The sequence below is a fragment of the Streptomyces odontotermitis genome (assembly GCF_050510915.1).
Classification (GTDB): Bacteria; Actinomycetota; Actinomycetes; order Streptomycetales; family Streptomycetaceae; genus Streptomyces.
The window spans coordinates 37,715-55,718 of record NZ_JBNJLS010000003.1 but is presented as its reverse complement, the minus strand read 5'-3'; the positions used below and the strand labels follow the sequence as shown (position 1 = coordinate 55,718).

Annotated in this window: 18 protein-coding genes; 9 read left to right on the top strand and 9 right to left on the bottom strand. The window is 69.3% G+C overall.

Features of this window, described 5'->3' with window-relative positions; genetic code table 11:
* Positions 1-54: 54 nt before the first annotated feature.
* Together ACQB60_RS10970 and ACQB60_RS10965 are read right to left on the bottom strand one after the other, a co-directional pair.
* Positions 55-1,299: an LmeA family phospholipid-binding protein gene (locus ACQB60_RS10970; protein ID WP_496925719.1), complete on the bottom strand. Its 1,245-nt coding sequence runs from the start codon at positions 1,297-1,299 to the stop codon at positions 55-57.
* A 68-nt stretch (positions 1,300-1,367) separates the two neighbouring features.
* A complete protein-coding gene (locus tag ACQB60_RS10965) occupies positions 1,368-3,212 on the bottom strand; it encodes a bifunctional metallophosphatase/5'-nucleotidase (RefSeq protein WP_496925718.1) in 1,845 nt (614 codons plus the stop codon).
* A gap of 234 nt (positions 3,213-3,446) precedes the next feature.
* On the opposite strand from ACQB60_RS10965, the gene mshD reads away from it, so the two are divergent.
* Positions 3,447-4,412 (top strand): mycothiol synthase, encoded by a 966-nt coding sequence (gene mshD / locus ACQB60_RS10960; RefSeq protein WP_496925717.1) that lies wholly within the window; start codon positions 3,447-3,449, stop codon positions 4,410-4,412.
* 80 nt (positions 4,413-4,492) lie between these two features.
* Here the strand turns inward: mshD and ACQB60_RS10955 are convergent, their stop codons facing one another.
* Entirely contained in the window at positions 4,493-4,837 is a 345-nt protein-coding gene (locus ACQB60_RS10955) for an LppU/SCO3897 family protein (protein ID WP_496925716.1), read from the bottom strand.
* 221 nt (positions 4,838-5,058) lie between these two features.
* Here ACQB60_RS10955 and ACQB60_RS10950 point away from each other — a divergent pair, with 221 nt between their 5' ends.
* The 8 genes from ACQB60_RS10950 (at position 5,059) to ACQB60_RS10915 (ending at position 12,845) form a co-directional block, all read left to right on the top strand.
* The gene (locus ACQB60_RS10950; protein WP_496925715.1) at positions 5,059-5,496 is read left to right on the top strand and encodes a GntR family transcriptional regulator; all 438 of its coding nucleotides are present in this window, start codon (positions 5,059-5,061) and stop codon (positions 5,494-5,496) included.
* Between the two features lie 32 nt (positions 5,497-5,528).
* Entirely contained in the window at positions 5,529-6,461 is a 933-nt protein-coding gene (locus ACQB60_RS10945) for an ABC transporter ATP-binding protein (RefSeq protein WP_496925714.1), read from the top strand.
* Complete coding sequence (locus tag ACQB60_RS10940) at positions 6,458-7,426, top strand: ABC-2 membrane transporter-related protein (protein ID WP_496925713.1); 969 nt, start codon at positions 6,458-6,460, stop codon at positions 7,424-7,426. Before ACQB60_RS10945 ends, ACQB60_RS10940 begins: the two co-directional genes overlap by 4 nt.
* Positions 7,427-7,672: 246 nt before the next feature.
* Positions 7,673-9,922 carry an RNA degradosome polyphosphate kinase gene (locus tag ACQB60_RS10935; protein ID WP_496925712.1) on the top strand — a complete coding sequence of 750 codons (2,250 nt, stop codon included), beginning with the start codon at positions 7,673-7,675 and terminating at the stop codon, positions 9,920-9,922.
* Positions 9,903-11,135, top strand: a complete 1,233-nt coding sequence (locus tag ACQB60_RS10930) for a CHAD domain-containing protein (RefSeq protein WP_496925711.1) — start codon at positions 9,903-9,905, stop codon at positions 11,133-11,135. The genes ACQB60_RS10935 and ACQB60_RS10930 overlap by 20 nt, the downstream gene beginning before the upstream one ends.
* Positions 11,132-11,320 (top strand): hypothetical protein, encoded by a 189-nt coding sequence (locus tag ACQB60_RS10925; protein ID WP_496925710.1) that lies wholly within the window; start codon positions 11,132-11,134, stop codon positions 11,318-11,320. Before ACQB60_RS10930 ends, ACQB60_RS10925 begins: the two co-directional genes overlap by 4 nt.
* A complete protein-coding gene (locus tag ACQB60_RS10920) occupies positions 11,313-11,738 on the top strand; it encodes an NUDIX hydrolase (protein ID WP_496925709.1) in 426 nt (141 codons plus the stop codon). Before ACQB60_RS10925 ends, ACQB60_RS10920 begins: the two co-directional genes overlap by 8 nt.
* 294 nt (positions 11,739-12,032) lie before the next feature.
* Positions 12,033-12,845 carry an alpha/beta fold hydrolase gene (locus ACQB60_RS10915; RefSeq protein WP_496925708.1) on the top strand — a complete coding sequence of 271 codons (813 nt, stop codon included), beginning with the start codon at positions 12,033-12,035 and terminating at the stop codon, positions 12,843-12,845.
* Positions 12,846-12,998: 153 nt separating this feature from the next.
* Here the strand turns inward: ACQB60_RS10915 and ACQB60_RS10910 are convergent, their stop codons facing one another.
* The 6 genes from ACQB60_RS10910 to ACQB60_RS10885 all read right to left on the bottom strand — a co-directional run bounded on the left by ACQB60_RS10910 (position 12,999) and on the right by ACQB60_RS10885 (position 17,661).
* On the bottom strand, positions 12,999-14,198 hold the full coding sequence (locus ACQB60_RS10910) for an ABC transporter permease (protein ID WP_496925707.1): 1,200 nt from the start codon (positions 14,196-14,198) through the stop codon (positions 12,999-13,001).
* Entirely contained in the window at positions 14,195-14,872 is a 678-nt protein-coding gene (locus tag ACQB60_RS10905) for an ABC transporter ATP-binding protein (protein ID WP_496925706.1), read from the bottom strand. Before ACQB60_RS10905 ends, ACQB60_RS10910 begins: the two co-directional genes overlap by 4 nt.
* On the bottom strand, positions 14,869-15,714 hold the full coding sequence (locus ACQB60_RS10900) for a permuted SH3 domain-containing protein (RefSeq protein ID WP_496925705.1): 846 nt from the start codon (positions 15,712-15,714) through the stop codon (positions 14,869-14,871). Before ACQB60_RS10900 ends, ACQB60_RS10905 begins: the two co-directional genes overlap by 4 nt.
* 4 nt (positions 15,715-15,718) lie before the next feature.
* The gene (locus tag ACQB60_RS10895; RefSeq protein ID WP_496925704.1) at positions 15,719-16,222 is read right to left on the bottom strand and encodes a hypothetical protein; all 504 of its coding nucleotides are present in this window, start codon (positions 16,220-16,222) and stop codon (positions 15,719-15,721) included.
* A gap of 132 nt (positions 16,223-16,354) precedes the next feature.
* Positions 16,355-16,774 (bottom strand): hypothetical protein, encoded by a 420-nt coding sequence (locus ACQB60_RS10890; RefSeq protein ID WP_496925703.1) that lies wholly within the window; start codon positions 16,772-16,774, stop codon positions 16,355-16,357.
* A 143-nt stretch (positions 16,775-16,917) separates the two neighbouring features.
* Positions 16,918-17,661, bottom strand: coding sequence for an amidase domain-containing protein (locus ACQB60_RS10885; RefSeq protein ID WP_496925702.1), 744 nt, complete (start codon positions 17,659-17,661; stop codon positions 16,918-16,920).
* Positions 17,662-18,004: the final 343 nt, after the last annotated feature.

Genomic DNA, 18,004 nt, shown 5'->3' with positions numbered 1-18,004 from the left:
CGGGGGCGCCTCAGGCACCGGCCCCGCGAGACCGGCCCCGTAAGACCGTCTCACTCAGTGGCCGAAACCGATTCCCGAACCCGTCAGGTTCACCCGGATCCCGTCCTTCTCCACGCGCACGTCCTCCAGGTCGACGTTGCCCGGTCCGGGCAGCTTCGGGAGCTGGAAGGCGAGCGTGAGGCGGTCGGCGAGCTCGGGGCGGGTGAGCTGGGAGAGGCCCTTGAGGAGGGCCGGGTCGAGGCCCAGCTTCTCCAGGAGCCAGGGGTGGGCCATCGCGACGTCGATGAGGTTGAGCTTCATCACGTCGTGCACGAACTTCGGTGAGCCGACGAGGTCGTTGAGCTTGTCGTCGCTGTTCAGGGCGCCCTCGACGACCGAGTCCGACAGGCCGAGCCGCTTGACCACGGCCGGCACGGACAGCAGCTTCTTCGCCTTGTTCGTCTCCTTGAGCAGGCTGTTCGCCGAGTCCTTGCTGAGGTGCAGGCCCTCGGACTCGCGGGTGCCGGGACGGTAGGTGGCGAGGTCGCCGACGGTGAGGCTCATGCGGCCGATGTCGGTGGAGATGCCGCGGTCGCCGTTGCGCTGGATGCGGGCGTCGGCGCGCACCTTCAGGTCGTGCCCGGCGACGGGCAGGGTGCCGCGGGCGAGGACCTGGTCGCGGCCGTGGCCGGTGAACGTGACCTGGGAGGCGCCCAGTTCGCGGTTGAGGTCCTCGAAGGAGAGCAGTACCTCGCCGCGCATCGCGCCGATGACGGCGCCCTTGAGGGAGGTCGGCCCGTCGCCGTTGACGCGGACGTCGGTGGCGGTCGCGGAGACCTTGGCGAGCGAGACACGGTCGGCGGCGACGTCGGGGACCGTCACCGAGACCTTGTCGAAGCGCTGGTCGAAGACCTGGGTGAGGAACGGGAAGCCCTCGATGTCGACCTCGGGCGCGGCGCTCAGGTGCAGCGAGTCCTTGAGCTTCTCGGCCGCCTTGTGCTCGGCGTACAGCTGCGCCCAGCGGTCGCCGAGGACCAGGAAGGCGGCGGCGACCAGGACCGCGACGAGGGCCTTCGCGGCGAGCGGGAGCCCCGCGAAGCGGTTGCGGCGGCGGCTGCCGCGGCGGTGGTTCGGAGGCTCCCAGGGAGCGTCCTCGGTGTTCTCCGGCTCCTCGTGCAGGAACTCGTCCAGCGGGTTGGGGGCGAGCGCGGCCAACTCGTCGTACGGGTTGGAGGGCCGTTCCGCTATGAAGGTGTCTTCGAGATTGACTTCGTGAACATCATCAAGCGATTTCGTGGTTATGCGGTGGGGGGAACGCATCGGCCGATCTCACCACACGTTCACACCCCACCCCAAGCCCTACTCCCGGTAAGAGAGGGTTTCGGCCACTACCTGACAATTGTGATCCGGTCCGCCTTCGGCGGCGCGATCGGCTTGTCCGCCGAGGAGTTGGCGGTCAGGTAGTCGCCCAGCGCCTTCAGGTCGTCGGCACCGACCAGCGGCTTCGTGCCCTTGCCGAGCTCCGCGAAGCCGTCGCCGCCGCCCGCGAGGAACGAGTTCATCGCCACACGGTACGTGGCCGCCGGATCGATCGCCTTGCCGCCCAGCTTGATCGAGTCCGTGACCACGCGGTCCGCGCCGGACTTGGTCATGTCGAGCGTGTAGGTCAGCCCGTCCGAGATCTGCAGGATCTTCGGGGATGCCTCGTTCGCCCCGCTCACCTGCTGCTTGAGCGCGGTGACGAGCTGCGCCCCGGTGAGGTCGACGAGGTTCACGGTGTTGCTGAACGGCTGCACGGTGAAGGCTTCCCCGTACGTCACCACCCCGTCGCCCTCGCTGCCGCTCGCCTTGTGGACCAGGTCGGAGCGGATCCCGCCCGGGTTCATCAGGGCCAGGTCGGCCTCGGGGTCGAGGGACTTGGCGTGGGCGAGCTGCGCGTCCGCGATCAGGTCGCCGAGCGGCTCCTCCGGCGTACCGGCGCCGCGCCCCGGGATGTCCGCCGAGATGTAGCCGACCGGCTTGTTGGCGACCGGCGCTGCGAGCTTGTCCCAGCGCTGGATGAGCGAGGTCATGTCGGGCGCCTTGGCCTGCTCGCGGCTGACGACGTGGTTCGCGGACTTCACGCTGGTGCGGACGATGTCCTTGGTCCTGCGGTCGTACGTGAGCGTGGTGTCCGTGTAGAGCTTCCCGTAGGAGGAGGCCGAGGTCACCATGCGGGGCTTGCCCGAGGGGTCCGGGATGGTGCAGACGTACGCCTGGTGGGTGTGGCCCGTGACCAGGGCGTCGACCTTCGGCGAGATGCCCTTGGCGATGGCGGTGATGGGGCCGGAGATGCCGTCGCCGCTGCCCGGGGAGTCACAGTCGTAGTTGTAGTCCTGCGAGGCCGGGGAGCCGCCCTCGTGGATCAGCGTGACGATCGACTTCACGCCCTGCTTGTCGAGGATCTTTGCGTACTTGTTGACCGTCTCGATCTCGTCGTGGAACTTCAGGCCCTTGACGCCGTCGGCGGAGACGATGTCGGGCGTGCCCTCCAGGGTGACGCCGATGAAGCCGACCTTCACGCCCTTGTGCTTCCACACCGTGTAGGGCTTGAGGATGGGCTTGCCGGTCTTCTCGGAGGTGACGTTGGCCGCGAGATACGGGTAGTCGGCGCCCTTGAACTTCTTGGGCTTGCCGTTCTTGTCCTTCTCGAAACAGCCGTCCTTGGGGTGGCAGCCGCCGTTCTGGATCCGGGCCAGCTCCTTGGCACCCTCGTCGAACTCGTGGTTGCCGACGCTGGTGACGTCCAGGCCCAGCTTGTTCATGGCCTCGACGGTGGGCTCGTCGTGGAAGAGACCGGAGAGCAGCGGGCTGGCGCCGATGAGGTCGCCCGCGGCGGCGGTGACGCTGTACTTCTTGCCCTCGCGGGCCTTGCGCAGGGACGACGCGAGGTACTCCACGCCGCCCGCGTCGATCTTCTTCTGCGTCCCGTCCGGCTGCTTCTCCGTGACCTGGCCCGAGGAGCCGGCCGGGGGCTGGAGGTTGCCGTGGAAGTCGTTGAAGGAGAGCAGCTGGAGGTCGACGGTGCGGCTGGGCTTCTTCGCCGCGGCGGCACCCTGGCGCTGGGCGCCGTCGGCGTTCGCGGGCAGCGCCGCGGCCAGCGCCCCGACCGTGGCGAGCCCGGCCGCGGCGGCCAGCAGGCGCGAGGTGCGGGGGCGGAGTCTGCGGCGGTGCGGCGGTGGTGTGGCTGACACATGTCCCCCTGGGGTCTGTGTGGGCTGGCATGACTGCCATACGGGACTGGCGTACGGGGCTGGCATACGGGACTGGCATACGGGACTGCGTGCGCAGCCTAGATTCAACGCGCGTAGCGCGACAGGGGGTTCGGGGTTACGGGGCGGTTGCCATCAGGCTGCCGCCCCCGAGTGCGCCCGCGGAGCCTCCACGGTTTCCCCGGGCGCCGACCACTCCGCCGTACCCTCGGTCCCATGACTGACGACGCCACGGCAGCCGCCGCCTCCCCGGACAAGCCCCCCGCGATCCTGCGCCGCATCGACACCCTCGCCGCCCTCGCTCCGGACCAGTCCGAGGCCGTCCTGAAGCTGCTCGCGGACGCCGCCCGGAGCGACGGCCAGCAGGCGGTCTCCGAGCAGGGGCGGCTGCAGCTGCGCGGGGGCGCCAGGGAGGGAGTACGCCATCTGCTGCTGCACGTCGGCGACGAGCTGCTCGGCTACGCGCAGCTGGAGGACACCGACCCGATCGAGGCGCCCGCCGCCGAGCTCGTGGTGCACCCCGCGCACCGGGGGCACGGGCACGGGCGGGCCCTGGGCACCGCGCTGCTCGCCGAGTCCGGGCGGCGGCTGCGGGTGTGGGCGCACGGCGGGCACTCGGCGGCCCGGCACCTGGCCCAGGTCCTTGGCCTCAGCCTGTTCCGTGAACTGCGCCAGATGCGGCGCCCGTTGACCGACCTCGACCTGCCGGACCCGGTCCTGCCCGAGGGCATCACCATCCGCACGTTCGTCCCCGGCGAGGACGACGCGGCCTGGCTCGCGGTGAACGCGGAAGCCTTCGCCCACCACCCCGAACAGGGCTCCCTCACCCAGCGCGACCTCGACGACCGCAAGGCGGAGAGCTGGTTCGACCCGGCCGGGTTCTTCCTCGCCGTACGGGAGGACGGCGGGGAGGACGGTGGCGAGATCGCGGGCTTCCACTGGACCAAGGTGCACGCCGACGAGGGCCTCGGCGAGGTGTACGTGGTCGGGGTCAGGCCCGGCGCGCAGGGCGGCGGCCTGGGCAAGGCGCTGACCACGATCGGCCTGCGGCACCTGGCACAGGCGGGGCTGCCGACGGCGATGCTGTACGTGGACGCGGACAACAAGGCGGCGGTGAGCGTGTACGAGCGCCTCGGCTTCGTCACGCACGAGACGGACCTGATGTACCGGACGGAGTCGTAGGGCGCGGCGGTACGGCTGAGGGCGCGGAGTTCCGGTGAACTCCGCGCCCTCTGTTGTCATGTGCCGCTTCTCGACCGGCGCTACTTCTCGATCGGCGTCAGACACATCTCGTACTGCGTCCGCCCGCGCCGCGTCACCTCGTAGTGCGACTGGCCCGGCTTGCACTCGGCCTCGAACTTGCTCGCGACCTTGAACTCCGCCGTCTTGCCGTCGCAGTCGGCCTTCTGCATGTCCGGGTCGCCGTCCGACCCCTTGTTCTGAAGGCAGTCGCCGACCTCGGCCGTCACGACGTTGCTCGGGTCTTTCTTGGCCGCCTCGGTGGTGTTGCCGCGGCTGTTGTACCACCACACACCCGCGACGGCCGCCGCGATGACGAGGACGACCACCTTCATGAGGGGCGACTGGCGGCTGAAGGAACTGGACAAGGTAAATCCCCCGATATCTCGCGCGTTCCGGCACATGTCGCCCCATGTCACATGTCACGAAGTCACATGTCACGAACACATGCCTGACGCGTGTTCACGTCAATGCTGAGCGGCCGAGGCTACAAGACCCTCAACTCGGCTTTCGACCACCCCCCTTGACAGCCGCGGCCGCATCCCACCACCCTTTCACTACTCAATTAGTGAAAGGGTGGTGTAAGGCCGTGCCCGACATCGAGTTCCGCATCGACCGGCGCAGCGGCGTCGCCACCTACCTCCAGATCGTCCAGCAGACCCAACAGGCCCTGCGCCTGGGCCTGTTGACGCCGGGCGACCGGCTGCCCACGGCCCGCGAGGTGGTCGAGGCCACGGCCATCAACCCCAACACGGTCCTGAAGGCGTACCGGGAGCTGGAGCGGGACGGCCTGGTCGAGGCCCGCCGCGGGCTCGGCACCTTCGTGCGCCGGACGCTGGGCAGCGCACCGGCGGACTCGCCGCTGCGGGGGGAACTCGCCGCCTGGGCCCAGCGGGCGCGGGCGGCGGGCCTGGAGAAGGACGACGTGGCCGCGCTGTTCGCGGCGGTCCTGGACGAGCAGTTCGGCAACGACCCTTCCGGCACGGAGCAGTTCGGCAACGAGCACGTCAGCAAGCGGGACGAGTAGTTCACATCGGGGGATCCAAAGGGGGACCACGCATGAGCCACACCGCCATCGAGGCGGCCGGCCTCAGCAAGAGGTACGGACGCCGCCGCACCAACGCCCTGGAGGACTGTTCCTTCCGGTTACCGCTGGGCCGCATCTGCGCTCTCGTCGGCCCCAACGGGTCGGGAAAGTCCACCCTGTTGGGCCTCGTGTCCGGTCGGCTCCGCCCCACCGAGGGAACCCTCAGCACCCTCGGCACCACCCCGGCGCACGCCCGCCGCCACATCGCGTACGTCGCCCAGGACAAGCCGCTCTACCCTCAGCTCACCATCGCGGAGACCCTCCGTCTCGGCGCCGAACTCAACCCGGACAACTGGGACATGAGCGTCGCCGAGGGCGTGATCCGGGGCGGCGACCTCGACCCGGACACCCGGGTCCGCGCCCTCTCCGGCGGCCACCGGACCCTCGTGGCCCTCGCCCTCGCGCTCGGCAAGAAGGCCGAACTCCTGCTCCTGGACGAGCCGATGGCCGACCTGGACCCGCTCGCCCGGCGCCGGCTCATGGGCGCGCTGCTGGCGGAGGCCGCGCGGCACGGCACGACCGTCGTGATGTCCTCGCACATCCTCGGCGAACTCGCGGACTCCTGCGACTACTTGCTCCTCGTCTCCGGCGGCCGGATCCTGCTCGGCGGCGGCATCGACGACCTGGTCAACGCGCACGCCCTGGTGACCGGGCCGGGCCCGCTCGCCGACCTGGCGCGGCACACCGTCGTCGAGTCGCGGGCGACGGGGCGGGGGCTGAGCGCGCTGATCCGACCCGACGGCCCGCCGGGAGACCTCAACAAACCCCCGAACCAGGGGCGTTGGGAGATCATCGAGCCCTCCCTGGAGGAGCTGGTGCTCACCTATCTGCGGTGCCCCGAGGCCCCCGCCCTGCTCACCCCGAGCTCGGCACTCCCGCGTGAGAACGGGGTGGTGACGGCATGAACCTCCTCGCCCTGCGCGGCTCCGCCTGGATCGCCCTGCGCCTGCACCGAACGGCCCTGTGGACCGGACTCGCCCTCGCCGCCGCGTCAGCCGTGCTGCTCGGCGGACTGCGGAGCTGGGTGAACTCCGTCGGCGGCGGACAGGACTGCGAAAGCGACGGCTCGGTTGCCTGCTCGGGCTATGACAGCGCCTACCAGTGGTTCTCCAACACATCCCTCGTCGACTCCAAGGTGCTGCTGTTCCTGCCGCTCCTGCTCGGCGCCTTCGTGGCCGGACCCGTGATCGGCCGCGAGCTGGAGTCCCGCACTCATCTCCTCGCCTGGTCCCAGTCGGTATCGCCCACGCTCTGGCTCACCGCGAAGCTGGGCGTGGCCGCCCTGCTGACGTCGGCCGTGACCCTCGCCTTCATGGGGGCCTTCCGGCTCAGCTCCTTCAAGGACCCGTACAACGAGGTGCTGCAGTGGTCGGACCGGGGAGTGTACGAGGCGACGGGGCCCGCCCTCGTCGCGTACGGCCTGCTCGCGGTGGCCGTCGGCGCGCTGGCCGGGCTGATGGTGCGCCGGGTCGTGCCCGCCATGGCCCTGAGCGGCGCGGTCACCGGCGCGGTGCTCTTCGGTCTCAGCAGCGTGCGCTGGAGCCTGCTGCCGGTTCAGACATTCACCGTGAAGGAAACCTCCAAGGAACCCTCGACCCTGAGTATCGCCCCTCCCGTCAGGGACGTGTTCATCACGGAGTCAGGGGTGGAGAACGCCGCCGGCCAGCGCTTCCAGCCCGAAGAGTGCCTGCCCAAGCCCCAGCCCGGCTTCCACTGCCCCGCAGACAACGCCCCCGTACGGGCATACGCGGACTACCACCCCCGCTCCCACTTCTGGTACATCCAGTTCATGGAGACCGGCATCGTCCTGGCCCTCGCCGCCCTCGCGGCATACGCGGCCTTCCGGGTGCTGCGGCGCCGTACCGCCTGACCTGGACGGCGGCTCCCGGGCGTGTAGACGTCCGGGAGTCGCCCCCAGATGTCCCGCACGTCATGTCGCCGTAACCGACGATTCAGACAGGCTTGCGACGCTCACTCAATGCAGCCCGCAGCGCCCGACCCCGCCGAGGGCCTTCCTCCGGTACCGCCGCAGAACGGGAGGCTCCGCCTCCCGCTCGTCCTCACTCCCGCGCTCTCCGACGCGCTCACCGGCGTGCCCGCGCGGAAGAATGGGGTCATGAGCCAGCCGAACGCGCAGAGCAGCCAGGTACAGCACGTCCAGCCCTCGGTGGGTTCCATCGCGGCGCACCGGCCGCACACGGTGGCGGCCACCGTCTCGGACCTGGATCCCGAGCTCGACGGCGACCTGGACGCGTATGACGAGGACGGTCAGCTGGGGCACGACGGTGCCGAGCTTCCGCAGGGGCGGTTCCTGGACCGGGAGCGCAGCTGGCTCGCCTTCAACGAGCGGGTGCTGGAGCTCGCCGAGGACCCCACCACGCCCCTCCTGGAGCGGGCGAACTTCCTGGCGATCTTCGCGTCGAACCTGGACGAGTTCTTCATGGTCCGGGTGGCCGGTCTGAAGCGGCGCATCGCGACCGGCGTCGCCACCCGGTCCGCCTCCGGCCTCCAGCCCCGCGAGGTCCTGGAACTCATCTGGAACCGGTCCCGTGAGCTCATGGCCCGGCACGCCGCCTGCTACCAGGAGGACGTCGCCCCCGGCCTCGCCGACGAGGGCATCCACCTGGTCCGCTGGAACGAGCTGACCGAGAAGGAGCAGTCCCGGCTCTTCACGCTCTTCCGGCAGCAGATCTTCCCCGTGCTCACACCGCTGGCCGTCGACCCGGCGCACCCCTTCCCGTACATCTCGGGGCTCTCGCTCAACCTCGCGGTCGTCGTGCGCAACCCGGTCTCCGGGCACCGTCACTTCGCCCGTGTGAAGGTGCCGCCGCTGCTCTCCCGCTTCCTGGAGGCGTCGCCGCAGCGGTACGTGCCCATCGAGGACGTCATCGCCGCGCCCGCGCACCTCGGCGAGCTCTTCCCCGGCATGGAGATCGAGGAGCACCACATGTTCCGGCTCACCCGGAACGAGGACCTGGAGGTGGAGGAGGACGACGCCGAGAACCTCCTCCAGGCCCTGGAGAAGGAGCTCATGCGGCGCCGCTTCGGGCCGCCGGTGCGCCTGGAGGTCGAGGAGTCCATCGACCCCAACATCCTCGAACTCCTCGTCCGCGAGCTGAAGATCAGCGAGGCCGAGGTCTATCCGCTGCCGGGCCCGCTCGACCTCACGGGCCTCTTCAGCATCGCCTCGCTGGACCGGCCCGAGCTGAAGTACCCCAAGTTCATCGCGGGCACCCACCGCGACCTGGCCGAGGTGGAGTCGGCGTCCGCGCCCGACATCTTCGCGGCGCTGAAGGAGCGGGACGTCCTCCTGCACCACCCGTACGACTCCTTCTCCACCTCCGTCCAGGCGTTCCTGGAGCAGGCGGCGGGCGACCCGGACGTCCTCGCCATCAAGCAGACCCTGTACCGGACCTCGGGCGACTCCCCGATAGTGGACGCCCTGATCGACGCCGCCGAGTCGGGCAAGCAGGTCCTCGTCCTCGTCGAGATCAAGGCCCGCTTCGACGAGCAGGCCAACATCAAGTGGGCGCGGAAGCTGGAGGAGGCGGGCTGCCACGTCGTCTACGGGCTCGTCGGCCTGAAGACGCACTGCAAGCTGTCGCTCGTGGTCCGCCAGGAGGGCGAGAAGCTGGTCCGCTACTCGCACGTCGGCACCGGCAACTACCACCCCAAGACGGCCCGGCTGTACGAGGACCTGGGGCTGCTCACCGCCAACGCCGAGGTCGGCGCGGACCTCTCCGACCTCTTCAACCGGCTCTCCGGCTACTCACGGCGTGAGACCTACCGGCGACTGCTCGTCGCCCCCAAGTCCCTGCGCGACGGCCTCGTCTCGCGCATCCAGAAGGAGATACAGCACCACCGCGCGGGCCGCCCCGCCTACGTCCGCATCAAGGTCAACTCGATGGTGGACGAGGCCGTCGTGGACTCCCTCTACCGGGCCTCGCAGGCCGGGGTCGAGGTGGACGTGTGGGTGCGCGGGATCTGCGCGGTGCGGCCCGGGGTCGAGGGGCTCTCGGAGAACATCCGGGTGCGGTCGGTGCTCGGCCGGTTCCTGGAGCACTCGCGCGTCTTCGCCTTCGGCAACGGCGGCGAACCGGAGGTGTGGATCGGCAGCGCCGACATGATGCACCGCAACCTCGACCGCAGGATCGAGGCACTGGTCCGGGTCACCGACCCGGCCCACCGGGCGGCCCTCAACCGGCTCCTGGAGACCGGCATGTCGGACACCACCGCCTCCTGGCACCTGGGGGCCGACGGCAACTGGACCCGGCACTCCACGGACCCCGAAGGCCAGCCCCTGCGGAACGTACAGGAGATGCTCATAGACGCCCGGAGGCGCCGGCGTGGCACAGCAACACCTTGACGAGACCCCTGGGACGACCGGGACGACCGGGATGACCGGGGCTGCCGGGGCGAACGGGGCCAACGGGGCCAACGGTCCGGTCGGCTCCGGCCCGGTCGGCCCCGGTCCGGTCGGCCCCGGTCCGGGCAGCTCCAGCCCGGTCGGCTCCGGCCCGGTCGGCTCCGGCCCGGTCGGCCCCGACCCGAGCCGCTCCGGTGCCGCCTGCCCGGCGGCCGATCTCGCGGCGGCCGAGGCCCTGTCGGTCTACCTCCAGGGACAGGCCACGGAGTTCCTCCGCTCACTGCGGCTGCACCGCGAGTCCACGACGGACGCGCAGGGCGCCGAGGAGTCCCTGGCGGCGGCCCGCTCCCTGCGCCGCGCGGCCCGCCGCATCGGCGCCACCCTGCACACCTTCCGCCCGCTGCTCGACCCCGACTGGTCGGCGTCGCTCCGCCCCGAACTGGCGTGGCTGTCGGGGACGTTGGCGCAGGAACACGCGTACGGGACGCGGCTCGCACGCCTGCTGGAGGCGCTGCACCGCTTGTCGGGGGCGTCGCGGGTGCCCGCTCCCGGTGCGGCCCCGCTGTCCAGGAAGGCGGCCGCCGACACCCCGGCGACCGGCCTGACGGTAGGCGCAGCCAAGGCCGCGGCCCTGCTGGAACGCCAGCTCACCCTCGCCCGGACCCGGGCCCACTCCACCGCCCTCCAAGCCTTCGGCTCCTCCCGCTTCCACGCCGTCGCGGACAACGTCGCGGTGCTGGCGAGCGAGGTCCCGCTGAGCAACGGACCGGAAGAGCTGAAGCCCCTCGCCGGGCAGGCCGAGGCCCAGCTCACCGAGGCCGTCGCCGCCCTCCCGCTGGGCCAGGCGGGACACCCGTACAACGCGGAGGCCCTGGTCCACGGCCTCGCCGCCCACACCGCGCCCGAGGCCCAGGACACCCCCTGGCTGAAGGTCCGCTCACTGCTGCGCCTGCACCGCTACGCCCAAGAGGTGCTGCTCGGCCCGGACGTGTCCCCCGACCTCCGCCTGGAGGAGGCGGGGCACGCCCTGAACCGCCACCGGGAGGCCGCGGACGCCGCTTCGGCCGCGGCCGCCGCCGCCCGCACCCCGCGCATCGCCCCGGCGACCGCGTACGCCCTGGGAGTGCTGCACGCCGATCAGCGGCACGAGGTGGAGGCGGCCCGCTACGCGTTCCAGCGGGCCTGGATGAGGGAGGCGGTGAGCACGCGATGAGGCGCGCCCCGGACGAAGTGATCGAAGCGGCGGGCTGCGTCCTGTGGCGCCGTTCGCCCGTCGACGGAGAGCTTGAGATCTGCCTGGTGCACCGGCCGAAGTACGACGACCTGTATGACCACAAACAACGATCAAGGAAACTGCAGGTCAGGGACGGTTTTAGCGAGGAGCTTCGCCATGACTGACTCACTGATCCTCGCGGCGGGCTGCCTTCTCTGGCGCCGCTCGTCCTCCGGCGACGGCATCGAGCTTGCCCTGGTGTATCGACCGAAGTGGGCAGACTGGTCCCACCCGAAAGGCAAGCTGAAGCGCGGCGAGGACGCTCGCGCAGGCGCGCTGCGCGAGGTCCTGGAAGAGACGGGGATGACGTGCGAGCTGGGCCCGGAACTGCCCACCGTCCGTTATCGGGTCGAGGGTCGCCCCAAGGAGGTCCGCTATTGGGCGGCGGAGGCTACGGGCGGCGTGTTCGTGCCGAACAGGGAGGTGTCCCGGCTTGTGTGGCTCTCCCCCATGGCTGCTCGGGACAGGCTGACTCAGCAGCGGGACAAGGAGCTGCTCGACGCTCTGCTGGGGACTCTTCATGCGGCTGGGGAGGTGTGGTGATGGCAGGGCAGGCAGAGTGCCGTTGGGACGGCCCCGCCAAGGTCAGTGTGGACGGTTGGATCGCTGCGGAACTGGAGTCGGCGCCTGAGCCGAGTTCGGAGCAGCGGGGGATTCTGTCCGCTCTCTTCGATGGCGTGCAGCCCGCTGAGGCTGCGTAGGGCTTGGCGGAGGGGGACCCGTGTGAGGCGGGCAGGGGCCTGGTGCGGGTCTCGCTTCGTCTGTGTCGTCGCGGGGTGCATGCCTCAGGGCGATTGGCGTAGCCGCGTCTGCGGCGGGCTCTGGGATGATCGCGGCATGAAGTCAAGCACCGGCCCAACTGCCATGCCCTCGGGCGAAGTCCGCGTTCCTGCTCATGGGGTCGGCTGGCTGTGGGCGGAGCGCAGCGGCTCTGGCAGCCCGGTGGTGCTGTTGCACGGTGCCGGCATGGACTCTCGCCTGTGGGATGCCGTCGCTCCGGAGCTGGCCCGGCACCATCAGGTGATCCGATTCGATGCCCGCGGGCTGGGTCGCTCCGCGGCCCCGGAGCAGTCGTTCAGCGATGTTGAAGATCTGCGGGCTGTGCTCGACTACTTCGGCCTCCGCCGGGCTGCGTTGGTCGGCCTGAGTATGGGCGGGGAGACCGCTGTGGAATTCGCCCTGGCGCATCCCGGTCGGGTCGAGGCGTTGGGCTTGGTCGGCGCCTCTGTCGGTGGACACATCTGGCCGGACGATTCTGATTCGCTGGCGTATGCCGCGGCTCGTCGCGAGCGGGACGCGGTGGCGTTGGCCCGGCTTGAGCTGTCGATCTGGGCGCCCATGGGCCGCACCGCACCTGGAGGAGAGCTGATCGAAGCGATGGTGTCCGAGAACGCGCACCGGCGCATCGTGAGCGAGGAACTCTCCATGCCTTCGCTGAGCCGCAACGCGGAGGCACGTCTCGGCGAAATCACCGCGCCGACGCTGGTCATCCACGGCGACCGCGATCACCCCGAGATCGGCGTGATCGCGAAACGGCTCGTCACCGACATTCCTACCGCCCGCGGGCAGGTGATCCCGAACGCCGACCACTACCTGCCCCTGCGCACCCCTGGGCCTCTCACCGAACTGCTGCTGGCACATCTGCCCTGACACAGAGAGTGTTGATCTCGGGCCGCGGGAGCAACTCCAGGGAAACGCAGCGGGAGAACCCGAAGTCTGAGGCGGTGGTACGGGGACGGTCCACGTTGCGGACCCGGCCCCGCTGGATGCTCGGCCCGCCCTTCCTTCTGCCGTGCTGCTCTCTCAGCGCATGATCGAGGCGATCGGCACCCGGGCTGTACGCAGGGCGGGTGCCAGCGCGCCGAGGAAGGCGGCTGTGGATGATGCCGCGACGCCCAGGAGCGCGGCGGTGACCGGGACGCCGGCCGTGTTCAGGGTGTGTTCCGAGCCGATCCGGGACAGCACGGCGGGAACTCCTGCTGCCGCGAGCCCCACTGCCATGGCTGCTGCGGCCAGCGCGACGATCTGGGACTCGAGGATCATGATTGTGAGCACCTGGGTCCGGCTCGCTCCGAAGGAACGGCGCAAGGACAGCTCGTCGGCGCGCTCGCGCAACGTGGCAAGGCCGACGTTGAGGATTCCCAGGCTTCCCACCACAAGACTCAGGGCGGCGATGCCGAGGAAGAGCTTCCGGTTGGTCTGCAGCTGCTCGGTGAACGTGTCGATCTGGTCGATCCGGTTGATCTCCCGTATCTCACCGGTGCGTTCGGCGCGTGTGGCCAGATCGGTGACGCGGGACCGCAGGCCGGTCTCGTCCAGGGTGGGGGAGTGCAGCACGATCATCGACGGATGGCCGTCGAAGAGTGCGGAGCGCCAGGCGGTGCCGTTGTCGGCCAGGTTGACGTACGCCTGCGGCTCGCTGCTCGCGTCGTCGACGACGCCGACGAGGCGCATGCGCGTCCGCTCGTACGAGCCCTCTGTCCCCAGCTCCACCGTTCCCGACGGGCCGGAGGACCACTCGCCGTGTTCCCAGGCTGCCTTGTTGACGACGAACTGAGGGGTGAGTGACGGCTCTTCGAACCATCGGCCGTGCAGTACGGGGAAAGGTCGGATAGAACGCATATCGGCGTCAGTGGCGATGACGTCCATGCTTCCAGCCCTGCTTCCGCCGCTGTACACCTCGGCGTCCGACAGCTGCACCATGACCGAGGCGGTGCCGTCGGATTCCCGTGTTGTGGTGGTCAGTTGGTGCTTCCACCATGCGGCGGTCTGACGGGGGTCGTGTGTCTTGTCGAGGGAGACGAGCAGGGTTGGCTTGGGTCCGTGGGAGAGCAGCGCGTCGCGCACGATGGCCTCGCGCATGGTGTCACCGGCGCCTTGGATCAGCACGATGCTCACGACGCCGACCAGGAGGCTCAGGGCGGTCAGTGCGTTGCGCAGGGGCCGGCGGCGTACGCCTTGCCAGGCGATGAGCAGGGAGGAGCGGAAGGTCACGCGCTTCATGTGGCTGTCACCTGCCCGTGGTCGAGCACGATCGTCCTGCTGAAGTCGGCCGCGATGACGGGATCGTGCGTGACGACGATCAGTGTGAGGTTCCGCTCGCTTACGAGGTCGTGCAGTTGCTTCATCACCATGGCCCCGGTGTCTTCGTCGAGCGCACCGGTGGGCTCGTCGGCCAGGAGCACGGAGGGCTCACCGGCAAGGGCCCGGGCCAGAGCGACGCGCTGCTGTTCTCCGCCGGACAGCTGGCCTGGCCGATGCGTGACGCGGTCGGCCAGGCCGACCCTTTCCAGGGCTTTGCGGGCTCGCCTGCTGCGCTTGCGTCGGGCTTCGCCCCGGTGCAGTGCGGCGGCCTCGACGTTCTCCTGCGCGGTGAGGTGATCCATGAGGCAGAACCGCTGGAAGACGAAGCCGAAGGCGTGGCCGCGTAGTTGGTCGAGGCGGCGGGGCGGCAAGGCGTGCACGTCCTGTCCATCGAGCCGGTAGGTGCCCGAGGACGGGGTGTCTAGCAGGCCGAGCAGCGACAGGAGGGTGCTCTTCCCGGAACCCGACCTGCCGAGTACGGCGACGCGTTCTCCCGTGTCGATCTTCAGGTTCACGTCGCGCAGTACCGGCATCGGCGTGCCACGGCGCGGGGTGACGGTCTTTCCCACGTCCGTCAGCTCGATGAGACTCACCCTGCAGCTCCGCTGACGAGGTCGGGTCCTGGAACGCGTACGCGTTCGCCTTCCCGTACGCCGGATACCACCTGTACCCGGGTCCCGTCGCTGACACCGAGTTTGACCGGCCGCTCTTGTGTCTTGCCGTCCTTGCCGAGCACGGTCACCCGGCCCTTCTCGGCGGTCCCGGCAACGGCTTCGACGGGCAGCAGCACAGCGTCCTTCACGGTCTTCGTCCGAAGTGCCATGACGGCGGGCATCCCTGCGTACACCTTGAGGTCTGAGGGAACGAGACAGACGGCCTCGGCCTCGCCGTCGCCGGTGGCTGCTGAGGTGGGTACGCGGTTGGCGAGCGGGCAGTCGAAGGGGCCGGGGCCCTTGGTGATCTGCCCCTTGGCGGAGAGCGGCGAGGTGTAGAGCCGGTACAGCGAAGCCTTGTCGAGGGGCGCCACCAGGGCGAAGCTCTTCACTTTGACGGAGGCGAGCGGGTAGTTGGCCGGAACACGGTCGCCGACAGCGACCAGATGCCGGTCGAGCCGCGCCCCGGAGGGCACCTCCACCGTGCGCTCCGCTCCCTCGCCGTCCGGGCGGAGGCGGACACCCTGTGCGCTGACCGCGGTCACGGTCCCGGCGTCAGGAGAGGTGAGTTCGGCAGTGGCCCGGGCACGCACGGTGGCGTCGACGGTGACCACCTTGGTGATCAGCCCCCGGGTGGCAGTGGCGGACTCCTCGCTCCCGGACTGTTGGTGTGCCCGTGCCCCTGTGCTGTCCGCGGTGGAGCAAGCCGCGCTCGTGCCGGCTAGCAGGGCAACGAGTACGCCCACGGCGGCGCGCCGGGAGGCGGTGCGCTGGATCGTCACCGCATCAACCTGCCGACTTGGAGGGGCAGTTGAGGTCGAAGTCTTGCTGAACTTCAGAGACGTCGCCGAGTTCCGCCTTGTCCAAGGCATCGTTGATCGACGACTTGGTTGAGGGGTGGGCCTGCTTGAAGTAGCCCGTCTTCCGAACTCCCAGCGCCTTCTTCAGAGCCGCGGAACGCTGCTCTTCGGTGAGGTCCGAGGACACGACACGGGAGATCCATGAGCAGTACCAGTACCCCCCGGCACGGCTCACTCCGGAGCCGCGCTCGTACACGATCGGGGCCCCGTCCTCCTCCGACTTCTCCTTGAAGAACGTGGACCCCGGCGCCCACTTCCAGCCCGGAGCCAGCGTGAGTTTGGAGGTCTCGTGACGGTACTCGGCGATGGTCTGCTTCGCCGTCAGCGCGTCCTTTGGAGTGTCCCCGTCGGACGATCCGCCGCACGCGGCACTGCCCAAAGACAGGAGCAGCACCGTCGATGTGGCTGCCAGAAGTCGCGTTGTTCTCATGCTGCTCTCTTGATCCGGCCCAGACATGGCAGGGCCACCGGTGTGCGGCAGACACCACAAGGTCTGCCGCACACCGGAGGTGATTCAGGTGCTGTTACTCGTCAGCTGCCGAGCTGCCCGATGCCGACGGCATCAGTGCCACAGGCTGCCCTTGAACTCGTACGGAGAGCAGCCCCTGCACCCGTTCTGCGACTTGAACATGGTGTAGAACTTGGACTTGTTCTTGGCCTTGCTCCACAGACGCTGCTTCTGGTCGGTCTCGGTCTTGCCCCAGTGCTTGACCGACCCGAGCGTGTTGTTGCTCTTGCCGACCAGCTTGAACGAGAGGCCGCCCTTGGGCAGCTCGGTGAACTTCGCGTCGATGTTTTGCTTGCTGTTGTTGGTGACGGTCCGCTCGTTGTTCGACTGGTACCACGCGCCACCGGAGTACACGACACCGGAGATCGCGTGCCACTTGGACCCCGCTGCCGCGGGGGAAACGGCGACCCCGACCAGGGTGGCAGCTCCCGCTGCGACGAGTGATGCCTTGGTTATGATGCGCTTGGCGCTCATTGACTGTCCTTTGTCAGAGGTGGGAAATCGAGTTCCGTCACCCCGTGGCGTGCGACCGCCACGGGGTTCTCTTTCTTCTGTGAGCGGCACGTGCACGCTCGCTCCCGTAACGCGTGGAGCGCGTACGGACATCTGTGGTGGGGCTACAGCGCGGCGCTCGGATCCGCGTGGGTGCGGGTGAGCAGTGGATTGGCGGCAGGTTGCTGTACCGCCTTCATGCGGGTGGCGACCCTGGGCTCGATACGTATGACACTCGCCGGGCCAGCCACCCCGAAGTGGTGGTAACCGTGCCGGTAGCGAGCCTTGTTGTGCGCGATGACGAGCGGTTCCTCGCCGTCGAGTGCGGCCTGGGCCACCATCCCGGTGTGCAGCTTGTTGGTGTACCCGGGGGCGTGGGTGACGACGAGGTCGCCGGGCTGTGCCTGCTCGGGAACGTCTCCGAGGTCCTTCCCCAGCCCGAAGTCCATGAGGAAGTCGTGGATGCTGAGATACCCGCGTACATCGGAGATGAGAAGGAGGTTGTACTCCTTCCCGTTGGGCGCACGGTAGTGGTAATACGCGTCCTGCGGATCGTCCGGGGCAAGGCCCGGAACGAGCCCGCCGGCGGCGAGCGCCCTGGCAACGAACTCCGCGCACTGGAACTTGGGTTGAAAATCCCCATCGGCCACGGGAGTGCTGTCATTCCAGGCAGTCCAGTCCCAGTGCGCGTCGGCGTAGGCGAGGGCGGACTGCCTCCAGTTCTCCTCGACACCGGTCTGCACGGCGGAGGCAGGGGCCGTCGGCCGTTCCACGGTGGCGGCCGACGCCGGTATGGCGCTCCCTCCCAAGAGGAGCACGGAGGTCAAACCCAGTGCAGCGACTGGCCTGGAAAGAAGTGTGGCGCGCACGCGACAAGCCCCCCTGTAAGAAACCTTCTTCATGAAGCCCTGTAAGCGAGTCACGCCAATCCCCATTGGTGGTGACACATCAGGCTTCATCCCCATACGCCCGGACGAGGGCGACGCCGAGACGATAGACAGATGCTTTCGAGCCGATCAAGGCGAAGAAGGGGTGGGGGATATGTCTGGTTAACGCAGAAATAACCTCCAACATTGCCCGAATTACACCGCTATGGCCATAGCGTAACTTCTACAGCACTGTAGATAACGATCAGCTAACGCACCCCCCGTGCAGCCTCACGTTCCCGGCCCCTCAGGCCGATGTCGGCTGCCTGGTCTCCTCGGTCCCGCT